Origin of the sequence: Gracilibacillus sp. YIM 98692 (assembly GCF_010993965.1) — a bacterium.
GTDB lineage: Bacteria > Bacillota > Bacilli > Bacillales > Amphibacillaceae > Gracilibacillus.
The window spans coordinates 16,214-32,767 of record NZ_WIXM01000015.1; the positions used below are offsets into that span (position 1 = coordinate 16,214).

Sequence of the window (16,554 nt, forward strand, 5' to 3'; positions counted from 1 at the left end):
CCCTATTGACATACAAATATCCCCTATTTTTCAAAACAACCCTCTAATTGAATGCGCTTTCAAAAGTGGTAAGATAAATGTGTATTCCATTTAAATCAGAGGGGAAGGGTGAAGTAATGAAAAAAGCAGTGTTTCGTATTTTTGTTATGATGTTGTTTATTTTACTTATTGCCTGCTCAGAAGAAGAGCCTTCGTCTAGTGAAGAGGAAAATCAGAATGAAGAAGCAAGTCCCAAAACAGATGAACCAGCCGATCCTTTTGGGAAATATGAAGATCCTGTAACGATAGCGATCGGACAAGAAGTAGACCCTAGTGATACTAGTTTACCAGAGGGCGATACACCATTGGATAATCAATATACAAGACATGTAAAAGAGAATTTAAATATTGAAGTAGAACACGCCTTTACGGCATCACCTTCTAATTATGATCAAAAGGTAAGTCTAGCCATTGCAAGTAACGATTTGCCCGACGCCATGATTGTAGGGCCTGTTGAGCTTCGTCAAATGTATGAAGCAGACCAGCTTGCGGATTTGACAAATGTGTATGAAAATTACGCATCACCAGCAATTAAGAGAATTATTGATAGTACAGATGGCATTGCGAAGGATACAGTGACTTTTGATGGAAAAATGATGGCTATTCCAAATGTCCAATTACAAGCGGATGGGGTACACCTTTTATGGATTAGGCAGGATTGGTTAGATAACCTTGGGTTAGATGTACCAAAAACTGTAGAGGAAATAGAAGAAGTAGCGAGAGCTTTTGTCGAGCAAGATCCTGATGGAAATGGTGAAGATGATACGATTGGGCTTGCCGGACCCGATACAAGTAGTAAGCTTTATGCTAACTTTTTAGAATCTACCAATAACCTTTATGGCTTTGACGGTATTTTTTCGGCTTATCAATCATATCCAGGTTATTGGATCGAGAATGATGAAGGGGAGCCTGTTTACGGATCGATATTACCAGAAACGAAAGAGGCTCTAGCTAAATTAAGAGAGATGTATGCAGATGGTTTGATTGATAGAGAGATGGGAGTTAGAGAAGATTCTGGGGAATCCGTTGTTTCTGGAAAGACAGGTATGTTCTTTGGACCATGGTGGATGCCTTATGGACCGATTACGGATGCAGTGACAGAAGATCCTGATGCGAATTGGCAAGCATATGCATCACCACTAGATGACAATGGGGAGTATTCGCCACATATGAGTTCACCCTCTAACAATTTTGTTGTCGTAAGGAAAGGTTATGAGCATCCAGAAGCAGCAATGAAAATGTTAAATAATCTATTAGACAATGAGTCTACATTTGATCCAAGTTTAGGCGGTCCCGGGTTTTATCCATTGCGACTTGTTTTTGCTCCATCTGATGAAACGGAATATAGTGTAAAGGCATTACGTGAAGTATTAGCAGGTACCAAAACACCAGAAGATTTTGAGGATAAGCCAGAGTATAAATTACTAGTATCTGATGCAGAAACGATCAAGGATGTAAAATTAGAGCCTTATGATGATTATAATATTGAGCACTGGGATATGGAAGCAGATAAAGGACATTGGACGAGAGCTTATGCATTAATGGTAGGTGGATCACCTTTAGTAGATAATGAAGTTAAAGGCCAATACAGCCTCCTTTACTCCCAAACAGAAACGATGGAAGATCGTTGGGTGAATTTAAAAAAATTAGAAGATGAAACTTTCTTAAAAATCATTATGGGAACGGAACCATTAGACACCTTTGACCGATTCGTAGAAGACTGGAAAAAGCAAGGCGGCGACCAAATAACACAAGAAGTAGCAGAAGTAGCTGAGCCATAAAGAGAGACTTCTATCAGTGGGGGTTCTTCATCCCCCGCTGATAGTTAGCGATACTTATCAGGGTGCTAGCGTCCGTTATTCCCTACTCACAATTCTTTCATTCTTCTAAGTCATGGGGGCCTTACGGACGATTGTTCACCGTGATAAATCGGAGGCCTTTGTTCGAGGGGCACAGGCACCCCACGGATTAGGTCTAATGATGGAGGAGGTATTTATATGAGGTCGAAGGGATTTGCAAAACATTATTACTTGATGTTGCTTCCAGGTTTTATTTGGTTGTTTCTATTTAGTATTGTTCCCATGTTTGGGATCATTATTGCGTTCCAGAATTTTAATCCCGGTAAAGGTGTTTTCGGTTCAGAATTTATTGGTTTGGAAACTTTCCAGTATATGTTTCAGCTCAGTGATACGATGAATGTTTTTTTTAATACCATTTATATTGCCGTGATGAAGATCATTGGGAATTTAATCGTCCCATTAGTTTTTGCTCTTATGCTCAATGAAGTGCGCTATATGGGATTAAAACGTTCTATACAGACTATCGTGTACCTACCACACTTCTTATCTTGGGTTATTTTAGGTGGTGTGTTACTCGATATTTTTGCCTTCCAAGGACCTATCAATCAGCTTTTAGAATTCTTTGGGGTAGAACCCATTTTATTCTTCGGTCGGGCGGACCTATTCCCTTTCTTAGTTGTCGGTAGTGATGTTTGGAAAGAATTCGGTTTTAATACGATCATTTATTTGGCTGCTTTAACTGGAATTAATCCTGCTTTATATGAAGCGGCTGGCATTGACGGAGCTTCAAGACTGCGTATGCTGTGGCATGTTACATTACCTGGCATTCGTACAACCGCAGTATTACTTGCAGTATTAAGCCTAGGTAATGTTTTAAACGCAGGTTTTGATCAGATCTTTAACTTGTATAACCCATTAGTTTATTCAACAGGGGATATTATTGATACATGGGTGTATCGTGCTGGTTTATTAAACTTACAGTATGAATTAGCTACTGCTGTCGGTTTATTAAAATCGGTTGCTGGTTTTATCTTGATTAGCTTGTCGTATTACTTAGCATATAAATTTACAAACTATCGCATTTTTTAAGAAAGGGGGATTAGCCTATGATGCGCAGCAAATCGTTATCTTCTAAAATAGCAGATGTTGTACTGATCATCATTCTTGTATCGATTGCCATAACATGCATTTTGCCGCTTTGGTATACTTTATCACTTTCTCTTAGCTCGAAATCTGCAGCAGCAGCAGGTGCTGTAGCACTTTGGCCTGTAGAATTTAATTTTAGTTCCTATCAACAATTATTACAGGATGGGCAATTTTTTAAATCTTTTTGGATTTCTGTTCAAAGAGTAGTATTTGGAGCCGGACTAAATTTTATCATTGTTCCATTAATGGCATATCCATTATCCAAAACGGTCAAGGATTTTAAAGGCAGAAACGTACTCATGTGGACTTTGATTTTCACGATGCTGTTTAATGGTGGATTGATTCCACTATATTTAACAGTGAAAGGATACGGGTTAATGAACAGTATATGGGCCCTTGTGCTAGTAGGTGGTGCACAAACGATTGTGTTTAATATTATTTTAACGATTAACTTTTTCCGAAATCTCCCTAAATCTTTGGAAGAAGCGGCATTAGTCGATGGAGCTGGACCATGGTACATTTTGTTCAAAGTATTTATCCCATTATCAATTCCAGTGCTGGCAACGGTATCATTGTTTAGCATTGTCTATCATTGGAATGAATTTTTATATGGTTTAATTTTTATGACTCGGGAAGAGTTCTATCCGCTGCAAACCTACATTCAACAACTAGTGGTATCTGTTGACCCTTCTACTATGACGGAAGATCAGTATAAAAGAATGAGTGAACTCTCGAACCGAACATTGGATGCTGCCAAAATATTTATTGCTATGATTCCAGTACTAGTTGTTTATCCATTTTTACAAAAATATTTTATTCACGGCATTACGTTAGGTTCAGTGAAAGAATAATAAGGAGTGTACATCATGGAATCAAGTGGTATGGAGAGAGTTTACCAATTGGCAGATTGGATCATGAAAATTGCTTATATAAATCTATTAGCTATATTTTTTAGTATGGTTGGGTTGTTTGTTTTTGGCTTTTTTCCAGCCATAGCAGCAACTTTTGCTGTGCTACGAAAATGGTTAATAGGTTATAGTGACATTCCTATCACAAAAACCTTTTGGTGTTGCTATAAAAAGGAATTCTTTAAAAGCAATCTGATAGGATTTATTTTAGTAACGGTCGGAAGTTTACTATTTATTAACTTATCGATTGCCGAAATAATGGGGCACAAGATCATTCAATATAGTTATTATCCCATTTTAGCTGTATGGATTATCTTTCTATCTGCATGTTTGTATGTTTTTCCAGTATCCTTGCATTATCATGTATCAATCAAACAAATATTTAAAAACGCTTTTTTATTACTATTTGTCCAACCAAAGAATACAATAATCATGATTGCTTCTATTATTATTTTATATTTTCTATTGATCTCGATTCCAGGGTTAATCCCATTATTTGGTGTTAGCTTATTCGCTTGGATTGTCATGTATTTTAGTTTGCATACTTTTAATAAACTAGAAGAAAACATGGATTTAGCAGGATAGGAGGATATTGGAATGATACGCTTATTTGATAGGCATCGTGTTAGAAAATACGTGGAGCTTGATGGATTGTGGGATTTTCAACCAGTAGAGAATGATGATCATGATGTGTCCGCTTTTCGCTATCAATTACCCGTTCCAAGCTGTTGGGAGTCACATCCAGATTTAACGACTTATCGAGGAAAGGGGTTGTATCGAAAAAAAATAAATATCGCTAAACAAACGAATCTTCAGTTTGAATGTAAAGGGATTAGTCATACGGCAGAGGTTTATTTTGATGGAAAAAAAGTAAAGTCGCATTATAATGCCTATACTCCTTTTTCTTTCATTATCCCGGATGTGCAAGCGGGTGAACACGAGATTCGTATTTTAGTAGATAATCGATTTACTAGTGAATCTGCATTACACATTCCAAATGATTATTATACATATGGGGGTATTATTCGCCCTATAGTGATGGAGTATTTACCAGAGGTATCGATTGCAAATATGAAATGTGTGCCTCAATATCAAGAACAAAATTGGCATCTTCATTTGGAAGTGGATTTGCAACTATTACAACCCATGACAGATATGATTTATGTAAGCGGTAAAATATCTGAAAAGACTTTTTCTATTGTGGCTAAAATCCCGAAAACAGGAGATCGATTACAACTTCAACACCAAATTAAAAATTTAGAGGTAGAAAGCTGGTCTTCAGATAACCCGAGATTATATGAAGTGGAACTTGAATTATACACCGAATATTCTAATCAACCAGTGGATGACTATATAGAACGAATTGGTTTTCGAACAGTCTCTACAGATAACGGTAAAATTCAAATAAATGGGGACGATATCGTATTAAAAGGATGCAATCGACATGAAGACCATCCAATTGTTGGGGCATCATTTCCACTTCAATTGATGATGCAAGATTTACAGTTATTAAAAGATATGGGAGCAAATGCCGTTCGAACCAGTCATTATCCTAATGACGAAAGATTTCTTGATTTATGTGATGAATTAGGCTTCTATGTCTGGGAAGAAAATCATGCAAGAGGGTTAAGCCTTGAACGGATGCAACATCCTCAATTTCAAAACCAATGCCAACAAGTAAATCAAGAAATGGTAGAAAACCATGTGAATCACCCATGTATTATCATGTGGGGTATATTAAATGAGTGTGCAAGTCATACAGAAGAAGGCAGAGCCATGTATAGAGAACAATTGAAACAAATTCGCTCAATGGATAATAGCCGTCCGTTAACCTTTGCTAGTCATCATCGTGAAAAAGAGCTTTGTTTTGATTTAGTAGATATTGTGTCTTTTAACTTGTATCCATTGTGGTATACCGATGAAGATCCAAGTGAGCTTGTTGATCAAGCACGAAAATGGGCAGATGAGCTTGGCGGAAAAGGGAAGCCAATGATCATGAGCGAATTTGGAGCAGATGGTTTTTATGGATATCGAACGATTAGTCAAGTAAAAGGAACAGAAGAACGACAAGCACAAATTATCGATGAAAATTTGAAATCATATATGGAAACAGATTATATATCTGGAATGTTTATTTGGCAATTTGCGGACTGTCGTGTGACGGAAGAAGAATGGTTTATGAAAAGAGCGCAGACCATGAACAATAAAGGGATTGTCGATATGTATCGCAGGCCAAAGCTTGCATATGACAAAGTGAAGAATAGGTGGAGGAGAGGATAACATGAAATTTACCAATGGCAATTGGCTTGTGCGGGAAGGCTATCAAATACATTTTCCAAAATTAATTCATGAAGTCGCAGAGGATAATGATTCAATCACTTTATACGCACCCTGCAAATATTTAAATCACCGTGGGGATACTTTAGACGGGCCTTTATTAACAATGAAATTATCAGCCCCCTTGGAAAACGTAGTACGGGTGCAGACATGGCATTTTAAAGGAAAAAAAGAGAGGTATCCTAATTTCGATGTAAAAGGTGAAGCTCGTGTTATCGACTTGACTGATAGTGATAAAGAACTCACTTTTTCCAGTGGAAATTTAAAGGTAACGGTTGCGAAGAAAATGTTTCGTATGGCTTTTGAAAACGAGTTAGGATTGCTAACAGATACGGATGGTAAAGGAATTGCGTGGATTGATGGTCCACGTGACCAAACATATATGCGTGGACAGTTACGTTTAGGGGTTGGGGAACATTTATATGGATTAGGTGAGCGGTTTACTCCTTTTGTGAAAAATGGTCAATCTGTAGAGATATGGAATCGTGATGGTGGGACAAGCTCAGAACAATCATACAAAAACATCCCTTTCTTTTTAAGTAGTAAAGGGTACGGGATATTTGTCAATCACCCGGAAGAGGTTAGTTTTGAAATTGGTTCAGAAACTGTATCTCGTTCACAATTCAGTGTGGAAGGGGAATATTTAGATTATTATTTTATTAATGGTCCTACACCAAAAGATGTGGTAAGCCGTTATACAGAATTAACTGGGAAGCCAGCACTTCCGCCAGCATGGTCTTTCGGTTTATGGCTATCGACTTCCTTCACTACTGATTATAATGAAGAAACGGTGAATCATTTTGTTGATGGCATGGCAGAGCGAGGGATTCCATTAAGTGTTTTTCATTTTGACTGTTTTTGGATGAAAGAGTTTGAATGGAGTAACTTCTTATGGGACCGACGCTATTTCCCAGATCCGGAAGGTATGCTCAAGCGCCTCAAAGACAAAGGTTTAAAAGTTTGTGTCTGGATTAACCCGTATATCGCACAAAAATCGATCCTTTTTGATGAAGGAATGGAAAAAGGATATTTATTGAAAAAACAAAATGGTGACGTATGGCAATGGGATCTATGGCAGGCGGGAATGGGAATTGTTGATTTCACTAATCCGGATGCTTGTTCTTGGTTCCAAGAAAAATTAAAAGGATTATTAGATATGGGAGTCGATTCTTTTAAAACAGATTTTGGCGAGCGTATTCCAACAAATGTTGTGTATCATAATGGGTCAGATCCGTATAAAATGCACAATTATTATGCTTATCAATATAATAAAGTCGTATTTGATTTATTAAAGCGAGAAAAAGGAGAAAAAGAAGCGATTGTTTTTGCAAGGTCGGCAACTGCTGGCGGGCAGCAATTCCCCGTTCACTGGGGGGGAGATTGTGATTCGACTTATGATGCAATGGCCGAAAGTCTACGAGGTGGTTTATCTTTAACATCTTCTGGATTTGGATATTGGAGTCATGATATTGGTGGTTTCGAAAACACCGCAACACCGGATGTGTTTAAACGTTGGACAGCATTTGGCTTATTATCAAGCCACAGCCGTTTTCATGGAAGTTCTTCATATCGTGTGCCATGGCACTTTGATGAAGAAGCGGTTGAGGTAGCACGGTATTTTACGCAATGGAAAAATAGGTTAATGCCATATTTATATGGTCAGGCAGTAAAAACTAGTCAGACAGGTGTGCCGATCATGCGGTCTATGGTATTAGAATTTCCAGATGACCCTTTATGTGAGACGTTGGATCGCCAATATATGTTAGGAGATTCCTTATTAGTCGCACCAATTTTTAACGATGAAGGGATAGGTTCTTTTTACTTACCAAAGGGAACATGGACACACCTTTTTACCGGTAGGACCGTTGAAGGTGGTCGTTGGATAAAGGAGAAGTATGATTATTTGAGTCTGCCATTATTTGTTCGTGCGAATACAATTCTCCCAATTGGTTCTAAGGAAACACTGCCGAGTTACGATTATGCTGATGACGTTACGTTTAACATATATGAAATCGATGAAGGGGAGTCCATAATTCGTCATTTAGTAGATTCTCATGGAAACAATATCGGTTATTTCAGAGCTGTTCGAAAAGGAAGAAAGATTTATATGGAAACTGATTTAACCAATAAGCCGTATCATATCCATATAATTGGACATAAACGTATTTCACCAGAGGTTGGTACCAGTCATTTAGAAGTTGAATTATAATAGGAAAACTAAATGTTCGTAAGAAATGAACAACTGGAATATACGATATTTCTACGAGAATCAAGCAGGTCTGAGGAAGCAGAAACACTGCCTGTGTGGATAGGAGTATATTCCAGTTGCTTGTACAGAGATAGAACGGATAATCGGTTATTACCACATATCATGTTTCTCAAAATCGTCCTTTTGGGTACGCTCTTTTTTTGGTTCGATTTCTTCTGAGAATTCTGTTTGGTATTGTTTAGATATAACCGTGACGTTATTTTCTGTTGTCCTATGCTCTTTGATGTATTGATGAATAAATGGTTCACATAGTGCTAGAAAAAATGCCGCGAAAGCAGAAACGCCGATAATTTGAAGGTTATTCCCAAACAAAAATGCAGCGATCGCCCATAGCATGAAAAATGCTAGTGGAAAATCAGCAATCGTTGCGACCGTATTACCAAAATTCCGAAAAATAAGTAAATCGCCAATTAAATACGATACCCCTGTAATGACAACGCTTGTCCAAAATAAATTAATCAGTGAAGCATTATAAAAAATTCCAAATATAGAATAGACAACTATGGCAGTAACGATAAATTTTATCCCTAATGTTTTCCAATGAATCATTTCATCATTCAACCTTCCTTAGAATTTAAGACTTTTTACGACTAGTTAAAGTTTCAGAATTATTTGTAGCTTGAAATTGTCTTTTTGTATTTGCTCGTACATTTCTTAAATTCAGTCTTTTTTTGTCCATTTCAGTTATCTCCTTTATATCAATCGTTAACTTTATCTTTAGTAAAAAATATCAAAATATTCACATCATGAAGGAAAGGTTAAACCTTTTTTGATGAGTTGATTTTTAATAAAGTATTATTGTTTTTTATGGCTTCACATGTTAAGATACTACCACACCAGTTATGAAAACGTTTTAATTTGAAGTGAACATTCTACTACCTTTAGATATAATCACAACTATTTTAAAATAAGAGAGGAGATTTTATCGCATGAATGTAGCTATTATTGGTTCTGGAGCTATTTCTTCAGCTCATATAAAAGCATATTTACAATTCCCTGACAAATGTAACATTGCAGCAATTTGTGATATTTATACAGAGAAGGCAAAACAAAAAGTGGAAGAATTAGGGTTAGATGTTGATATTGTCTCAGACTATAAGGAATTATTAACTCGTGACGATATTTCTTTAGTTTCCGTATGTACCCCTCCATATACCCATGCAGATATTGCGGTTGATTGTCTAGACGCTGGAAAACATGTGTTAGTTGAAAAACCAATGGCTTCATCTTTAACAGAATGTGATGCAATGAATGAGGCGGCCAAACGAAATAATAGAGTGCTTTCCGTTGTAGCACAAAATCGTTTTACGAATCCAATGATGAAATTAAAGCACGTTCTAGATACAAAACTAATGGGAGATATTGTTCATACTCAAGTGGACTCTTATTGGTGGCGTGGTCATAGCTATTATGATTTATGGTGGAGAGGAACATGGGAAAAAGAAGGAGGCGGCTGTACGTTAAACCATGCCGTTCATCATATTGATATTTTCCAATGGATGAATGGCATGCCAAGCGAAGTGACAGCTGTGACAAGTAATACATCTCATGATAACGCGGAGGTTGAAGATATTTCGGTTGCTATTTGTCGTTATGACAATGGGAGTTTAGCACAAATTACCAGTTCTGTAGTACATCATGGAGAAGAACAACAGCTCATTTTTCAAGGGAAAAATGCAAGGGTATCGGCTCCTTGGAAAGTGAAAGCCTCGTCAGCCCAAGAAAACGGCTTTCCAAAACCGGATCAGACATTAGAGGAAAAACTGCAAAAAGCTTATGATGAGCAAAGTGAATTGGAGTTTGAAGGGCATGCAGGGCAAATTTCAGATGTCTTAACAGCTATTAAAGATGAGAGACAGGTATTAATTGACGGGGAACAGGGAAGACAAACATTAGAGTTGATAACGGCAATTTACGAATCGGCCAATGAAAATAAAACGGTCACTTTGCCATTAAATAAAAATAGTCGTTTTTATACAAGAGAAGGTGTTTTGCGCAATGCTAAACACTTCTATGAAAAGAAAAAAGCAGTGGAAAACTTTTCAGATAATAAGATCACAGTTGGTGGAGAGGGAAAGTAAAGAGCATTAATATGAAAAGGGATACAAAACATGTGTCATGCTTGGAGGGAATATGGTGAAAGAATGTAATGTAGGTATCATTGGATTCGGCATGCAAGGGAGAAAGTATGCAGAAATGATTGGTAAAGGTGATGTAGCAGGAATGACGCTAAAAGCCATTGCTACAAGATCTGCTGTCAAACAACAAGAAGTAGAAAATCAATTTTCGGATGTTGATTTTTATCTAGATTATCATGACTTGCTAAAAAGCAGGGTAGTGGATGCTGTTATTATCTGTGTTCCTCATTATTATCATGCAGAGGTTGCAGCAGTAGCATTAGAAGAAGATGTACATGTGTTAGTGGAAAAACCATTGGGTGTTTATGCAAAGCAAGTCAAACCATTATTGGAATTGGCTAAAACGAAACCTAATGTAACCTTTGCTATCCTTTTTAACCAAAGAGCGAAACCCGTCTATCAAAAGCTAAACCAATTATTAGCAGATGGCGAGATTGGCAATATTCGAAGCTGGTCTTGGACGATGTCCACAGTGTGGAGACCACAAGCATATTATGATCAAAGCAAGTGGAGAGCGACTTGGAGTGGCGAAGGTGGAGGTGTTATCATCAATCAAGGCTCCCACCAAATAGATCTTATTCAATGGCTGTTTGGTATGCCTGATTCTGTGTATGCTCATCTAAAATATGCTTCACAGCGAGATATCGAAGTGGATGATGATGCTACAGTCATGTTTACATATGATTCAGGTATGTCTGGGGTATTTTCAACAAAGACGCATGACTATTTTGGCTATGACTACTTAGAGGTTCATGGAGATAAAGGGAAGATTTATGTTCATGATAGTGAAAAAATTGTTTTAAGAAAACTTGCAGATAAAGAGCAGGAATGGAGTAAATCGATAGCAAATGATCAAATAACAAGGATGCATAATGATCCAAATCAATTTAAAGAAAAAGTGATCGATTTTGGTGATGATAGCAGTAATCAATATGTTACAATATTTGAAAATTTCGCGGAACATATTCAAAATGGGATTTCTTTAATCGCACCAGGTGAAGAAGGACTTCATAGTGTGGAAATGATTAATGCCATCTATTTAGCTGATTGGACAAAACAAGAAGTTCGCATTCCTGTCGATCCGGACGATTATTATCAAAGAATGCAGCAATATATAGAGCAGCATGTTTGAGAGGACTGTACCTCTCTTTTTTTTTGGCTTGAATACGAAATATTTGAAAGGCAATACAGGTTATTGTCAGGTTTTGTCGATTTTTATGGTGACTTTTGTAAAGAAAACTGATAAAATATTTCAGTGCATTTTATACTGTTGTTTTTATTGGGGGAACAGTAATAGGAGGTGTTCTATTACTGTTTTTCTGTGTGATTAGCTTTTATCACGGTGAACAATCGTCCAGAAGATCTCCACTTCAAGACTTAGAATAATAAAAAAAGTATAGGTGGGGAGACGGACGTTAGCACTCTGATAAGTTTCGCTAGCCATCAGTGGGTGATAAAGAATCCCCCACTGATGGAAGTTATTTCATATATTGGAGGTACGAAAAGATGGAAGGGACAATTTATTCCTTAATCCCTGCTGTGCTAATGTTAATACTTGTTCTTTTGACGAGGAAACTATTGCTGTCACTCGGAACGGGTATTGTGGTCGGTGCTCTTTTGATACACGAATTTAGAGTGATGGCAACATTGGAGCAGATATGGATTGTTTTTCGAGATATATTTTACGGTGAAAATGGCTGGAACCTCAGCAATCTCTACCTTTTAGCTTTCTTAATTTTATTAGGTATGATGACGGTTGTAATGACCGCTTCAGGTGGAAGTAAAGCCTTTGGTGAATGGGCGATTCAAAAAGTAAAAACGCGCCGTGGTGCACAACTCATACCCTCTTTGTTAGGTGTGTTTATTTTTATTGATGATTATTTTAATAGTTTAGCGGTTGGACAGATTGCAAGACCTGTAACGGATCGATACAAAGTATCACGTGCAAAGCTTGCCTACTTTATTGATTCCACTTCTGCACCTATCACCGTCATAACACCAATTTCCAGCTGGGGAGCTTATATTATTGGAACATTGGGATCAATATTTATTACGTTAGAAGTTACGGAGTTTCAACCACTCGAAGCCTTTGTTAAAATGGTTCCATTTAATATGTATGCATTTGCAGCTATGTTACTTGTCTTTTTAGTTGTTATGTTTAATATAGATATTGGATCTATGAAAACACATGAAAAAAGAGCTGTAAAGACAGGAGAATTACTAGATCCGAATAAGCCAAAAATGGCAAGCGATGACCAAACAGCATCTCAGGTAAACAAATATGGCAAAATATATCACTTGCTTATTCCTATTCTAGTGCTTATTTTGACCACTGTTTCAGCGATGTTTATTACTGGTTATGCAGCAACAGGTCAAGAAGCAACTATCTTAACCATGTTTGAGAACACAGATGTTAACTTTTCATTATTTATTGGTGGATTATTATCCGTAATGATTGCTTTTATTATGTATGTGATGCTACCTGGTGCGAAAACTTCCTCATGGAAAGTTATCACGGACGGGACACTTTCAATGCTTCCAGCTATTTATATTTTAATATTGGCATGGATGATTGGTTCGATCATTGATGTGATCGATACAGGAGGTTATTTGGCTTCTTTAGTAGAGCAACTTGCTTTTAATGTAAATTATTTAGCACTGTTACTATTTGTTGTGGCAGGTTTTATGGCGTTAGCAACAGGGACATCCTGGGGAACGTTCGGTATTATGCTTCCAATTGCTGCACAAATTGCTGTAGTATATGATGTGGAATTAATTTTACCTGCGATGGCAGCTGTATTAGCAGGATCTGTATTTGGAGATCATTGTTCGCCAATTTCAGATACGTCGATTCTATCTTCTACTGGTGCAGGGTCTAATCATATTGATCATGTGATGACACAACTACCATATGCCTTCATTAGTGCCTTTGCTTCTATAATGGGCTATTGGGTATTCGGTTTGACAGGTCAAGTACTATTATCGTTAATCGTCACTTTGTTTATGGTAACAGTAACGGTGATCTTGATTAAAATGATCCAAAGTAAGTCCACATAATTTAAAGCATCGGGTGGTGACAGACATCGCTCATTTACGGAAATGGTTTGACTTTTTTGTAAGATTGTTGCTAAACTTTTTTAAATGGATAAATACTCTAAGCCTAGGGGATACGTATCTCTTAGGCTTTTATACATGAAGGGGGAAAGGAGCTTTGTATGTAGAATGGTTGAAAGTATTTATAGCTGCAATTTTTGAAGTGTTGTGGGTAATTGGGTTAAAGCATTCCGATCATTTCTTAGATTGGATAGGGACAGTGGTAGCTATTTTTATTAGCTTCTATTATCTGATTATGGCAGGAAGAAAACTTTCTGTTGGCACAGTGTATGCCGTTTTTGTTGGGCTTGGAACTACTGGTACGGTTTTATCTGAAATTGTATTTTTTAAAGAGCCTGTAAGTTATATCAAGTTAATACTAATTGGAATTCTGCTGATAGGTATTATTGGATTGAAATGGACTTCTGATTTAGAGTTTAAAAAAGGTCGTGAGATATAATGGCGTGGTTTGTCTTAATAGGTGCAGGGTTGTTCGAAATGTTTGGTGTGATGATGATTAATCAATGGCATGTGTCCAAAAAAATAATTCATCTATTATCGATGTTAGGTAGTTTTTTATTAAGTTTTATTTTATTAGCCATTGCTTTAGAAACTTTACCAATGGGGACGGCATACGCTATTTGGACAGGAATTGGTGCTGCAGGTGGTGCCATAGTTGGAATGCTATTCTATCAAGAATCTACAGATTGGAAAAGAATATGTTTTATTGCTTTAATTATTAGTGCTGTAGCAGGTTTAAAATTGATAGATTAAATTTTTGTATATGACATGAATATGGGTAAAAAAATCTTTTACAAAAATTTTACTATCTCTACATGGCAGATTAATATCCATTCGTTACTATTATAGATATTATAAATAATAGGAGTGGATAAAGTGAGCAGGATTATTTATGTCTTTATCATGTTATGTTTCTTTTTATTTAGTAATCCAACTATGACATTAGCATCTGAGGAAATGACCTATTACACCACGAACGAAATTAGCTTGTCAGTAGAATTTGCGGGGAGATTTGATAGTCAAACACCTATTGATGAAGGTGGAACGGAAATTGTTGCGTATGATTCAAATACATATCATGCTTTTTCTGTAAATGGTGCAGATCAAACACTAGATATTTTGGACTTGTCTGGCTTAGAAAATGGTAATGAAAAGATTCCTCTCGTTGAGAAAATACATTTGAGTGATTTCGGTGTGGATGCTGGGGATTTAACAAGTGTTGCCATTCATCCAGATGGGGGATATATTGCTGCAACTATTCCTGCGCCAATTAAAATAGAAGCCGGAAGTGTTGTATTAATGACGACTGAAGGAGAAGTAATAACATCCATTTTGGTAGGAGCATTGCCGGATATGGTGACCTTTACACCAGATGGAAATAAAATTTTAGTTGCAAATGAAGGGGAGCCAAATGAAGACTATACGGTTAATCCTGAAGGTTCTGTAAGTATTATTGATGTGTCGAATGGAGTGGGAGAAGGTACTTCTTTAACAGCAAAAAAGGTTTCTTTTGCAGAAGACATTTTAGAAGATAATATTCGCAAAGTGCATGCTGAAAGTACGCATCCAGAAGATCTGGAGCCAGAGTATATTGTGATAGATGATAATAGCCAATTCGCATATGTAGCATTACAAGAGTCGAATGCTATAGCAAAACTAGATATTGAAAAGGAAGAGTTTACGAAAGTTAAAAATTTAGGATATAAAGATTTCTCTAAGAAGCAGAACAAGTTAGATGCTTCCAATGATGACGATGAAATCAATATTCGTAATTGGCCTGTTCTTTCTCCATATCAGCCAGATGGAATGAAGTTTATTCATATCGAAGGTCAAGACTACATTTTAACTGCAAATGAAGGGGATGCACAAGATTGGGATGGTTTTTCAGAAGAAACAGGAGTCGAAGACCTGGCTTCTGAAGATAAATATGATTTAAACGCTGATTTATTCGATGGATATACACAAGAAGAGTTGGATCAACTGATTGAAAATGGTTTGTTTGATGAAGATCAGTTAGGCGCCTTAGGAACATCTACATCACATCCAGTTACGGAAGAAGGGAAGTATGAAGCGGTATACAGTTATGGAGGACGTTCCTTTTCTATTTGGAATGCAGATACATTAGAACAAGTATATGATAGTGGTTCTGAATTTGAAGAATTAATGGCTTCTTTTGAACCTACTTATTTTAACTCAGATAATGATGCAGATACGTTTGACTCCAGAAGTGATAATAAGGGTGTGGAGCCAGAAAGTGTAACAACTGGTCATGTTAATGGTACTGACTATGCATTTATAGGTTTAGAGCGACAAGGCGGCATTATGGTTTATAATCTTTCTGACCCTTTAAACCCATCTTTTGACTCTTACTTCTCTTCACGAGTTTTTACTGATTTAGATACTGATGTGACAAAGGAAAGTGGAGATGTAGCACCAGAAGGGCTAACTTTTGTGAACGCAGACCAAAGCCCAACAAGTAAACCATTACTACTAGTAGCGCATGAGGTTAGCGGAACAATTGCAACTTACGAGTTAGGAGAGTCATCGGACTTAAACAATGCAGCAGACGATCAATCAACAACAGAAAAAGAAGGAGTCAAAGATACGCCAGAAAACTCTACAGAAGAAAATGAACTTCCAAATACTGCTACAACCTTATTTAACTGGATGTTAGCAGGATTTGTTATAATAGTGATTGGCATGGTGTTGTATGTGCTATATGGAAAGAAAAGTGCTGCTTTAACAAAGAAGAAGTAAATCTTATAATAAGCAGAGGGCATTCCATAATTAATGGAATGCTCTTT

13 protein-coding genes are annotated in these 16,554 nt (G+C 36.9%); 12 read left to right on the top strand and 1 reads right to left on the bottom strand.

What is annotated here, in order from left to right; translation table 11 throughout:
- The first annotated feature begins 116 nt into the window (after nucleotides 1-116).
- The 6 genes from GHD00_RS13115 to yicI all read left to right on the top strand — a co-directional run bounded on the left by GHD00_RS13115 (nucleotide 117) and on the right by yicI (nucleotide 8,438).
- On the top strand, nucleotides 117-1,820 hold the full coding sequence (locus tag GHD00_RS13115; protein WP_163538632.1) for an extracellular solute-binding protein: 1,704 nt from the start codon (nucleotides 117-119) through the stop codon (nucleotides 1,818-1,820).
- Nucleotides 1,821-2,036: 216 nt separating this feature from the next.
- On the top strand, nucleotides 2,037-2,927 hold the full coding sequence (locus GHD00_RS13120; RefSeq protein WP_163538633.1) for an ABC transporter permease: 891 nt from the start codon (nucleotides 2,037-2,039) through the stop codon (nucleotides 2,925-2,927).
- Between the two features lie 17 nt (nucleotides 2,928-2,944).
- Nucleotides 2,945-3,835, top strand: a complete 891-nt coding sequence (locus GHD00_RS13125) for a carbohydrate ABC transporter permease (protein ID WP_163538634.1) — start codon at nucleotides 2,945-2,947, stop codon at nucleotides 3,833-3,835.
- A gap of 15 nt (nucleotides 3,836-3,850) precedes the next feature.
- Complete coding sequence (locus GHD00_RS13130) at nucleotides 3,851-4,477, top strand: YesL family protein (RefSeq protein WP_163538635.1); 627 nt, start codon at nucleotides 3,851-3,853, stop codon at nucleotides 4,475-4,477.
- Between the two features lie 12 nt (nucleotides 4,478-4,489).
- A complete protein-coding gene (locus GHD00_RS13135; protein WP_163538636.1) occupies nucleotides 4,490-6,172 on the top strand; it encodes a glycoside hydrolase family 2 protein in 1,683 nt (560 codons plus the stop codon).
- A 1-nt stretch (nucleotide 6,173) separates the two neighbouring features.
- On the top strand, nucleotides 6,174-8,438 hold the full coding sequence (yicI, locus tag GHD00_RS13140; RefSeq protein ID WP_163538637.1) for an alpha-xylosidase: 2,265 nt from the start codon (nucleotides 6,174-6,176) through the stop codon (nucleotides 8,436-8,438).
- A gap of 150 nt (nucleotides 8,439-8,588) precedes the next feature.
- Here yicI and GHD00_RS13145 read toward each other — a convergent pair whose 3' ends face one another.
- Complete coding sequence (locus GHD00_RS13145) at nucleotides 8,589-9,047, bottom strand: YndM family protein (RefSeq protein WP_163538638.1); 459 nt, start codon at nucleotides 9,045-9,047, stop codon at nucleotides 8,589-8,591.
- A gap of 380 nt (nucleotides 9,048-9,427) precedes the next feature.
- Here GHD00_RS13145 and GHD00_RS13150 point away from each other — a divergent pair, with 380 nt between their 5' ends.
- The 6 genes from GHD00_RS13150 to GHD00_RS13175 all read left to right on the top strand — a co-directional run bounded on the left by GHD00_RS13150 (nucleotide 9,428) and on the right by GHD00_RS13175 (nucleotide 16,507).
- Nucleotides 9,428-10,579, top strand: a complete 1,152-nt coding sequence (locus GHD00_RS13150; RefSeq protein WP_163538639.1) for a Gfo/Idh/MocA family protein — start codon at nucleotides 9,428-9,430, stop codon at nucleotides 10,577-10,579.
- 55 nt (nucleotides 10,580-10,634) lie between these two features.
- Nucleotides 10,635-11,768, top strand: a complete 1,134-nt coding sequence (locus GHD00_RS13155; RefSeq protein ID WP_163538640.1) for a Gfo/Idh/MocA family protein — start codon at nucleotides 10,635-10,637, stop codon at nucleotides 11,766-11,768.
- 374 nt (nucleotides 11,769-12,142) lie between these two features.
- Nucleotides 12,143-13,693, top strand: coding sequence for a Na+/H+ antiporter NhaC family protein (locus GHD00_RS13160; RefSeq protein ID WP_163538641.1), 1,551 nt, complete (start codon nucleotides 12,143-12,145; stop codon nucleotides 13,691-13,693).
- A gap of 154 nt (nucleotides 13,694-13,847) precedes the next feature.
- Nucleotides 13,848-14,189 (top strand): DMT family transporter, encoded by a 342-nt coding sequence (locus GHD00_RS13165; protein WP_163538642.1) that lies wholly within the window; start codon nucleotides 13,848-13,850, stop codon nucleotides 14,187-14,189.
- Nucleotides 14,189-14,503, top strand: a complete 315-nt coding sequence (locus tag GHD00_RS13170; protein WP_163538643.1) for a DMT family transporter — start codon at nucleotides 14,189-14,191, stop codon at nucleotides 14,501-14,503. The genes GHD00_RS13165 and GHD00_RS13170 overlap by 1 nt, the downstream gene beginning before the upstream one ends.
- 123 nt (nucleotides 14,504-14,626) lie before the next feature.
- On the top strand, nucleotides 14,627-16,507 hold the full coding sequence (locus GHD00_RS13175) for a choice-of-anchor I family protein (protein ID WP_163538644.1): 1,881 nt from the start codon (nucleotides 14,627-14,629) through the stop codon (nucleotides 16,505-16,507).
- The last annotated feature ends 47 nt before the right edge of the window (nucleotides 16,508-16,554 follow it).

Excerpts from the sequence above, each read along its gene's own strand:
- GHD00_RS13135 (WP_163538636.1), top strand. The coding sequence starts at position 4,490 with ATGATACGCTTATTTGATAGGCATCGTGTTAGAAAATACGTGGAGCTT.
- GHD00_RS13115 (WP_163538632.1), top strand. The coding sequence starts at position 117 with ATGAAAAAAGCAGTGTTTCGTATTTTTGTTATGATGTTGTTTATTTTA.
- yicI (WP_163538637.1), top strand. The coding sequence starts at position 6,174 with ATGAAATTTACCAATGGCAATTGGCTTGTGCGGGAAGGCTATCAAATA.
- GHD00_RS13170 (WP_163538643.1), top strand. The coding sequence starts at position 14,189 with ATGGCGTGGTTTGTCTTAATAGGTGCAGGGTTGTTCGAAATGTTTGGT.
- GHD00_RS13125 (WP_163538634.1), top strand. The coding sequence starts at position 2,945 with ATGATGCGCAGCAAATCGTTATCTTCTAAAATAGCAGATGTTGTACTG.
- GHD00_RS13130 (WP_163538635.1), top strand. The coding sequence starts at position 3,851 with ATGGAATCAAGTGGTATGGAGAGAGTTTACCAATTGGCAGATTGGATC.
- GHD00_RS13160 (WP_163538641.1), top strand. The coding sequence starts at position 12,143 with ATGGAAGGGACAATTTATTCCTTAATCCCTGCTGTGCTAATGTTAATA.
- GHD00_RS13145 (WP_163538638.1), bottom strand. The coding sequence starts at position 9,047 with ATGATTCATTGGAAAACATTAGGGATAAAATTTATCGTTACTGCCATA.
- GHD00_RS13150 (WP_163538639.1), top strand. The coding sequence starts at position 9,428 with ATGAATGTAGCTATTATTGGTTCTGGAGCTATTTCTTCAGCTCATATA.
- GHD00_RS13120 (WP_163538633.1), top strand. The coding sequence starts at position 2,037 with ATGAGGTCGAAGGGATTTGCAAAACATTATTACTTGATGTTGCTTCCA.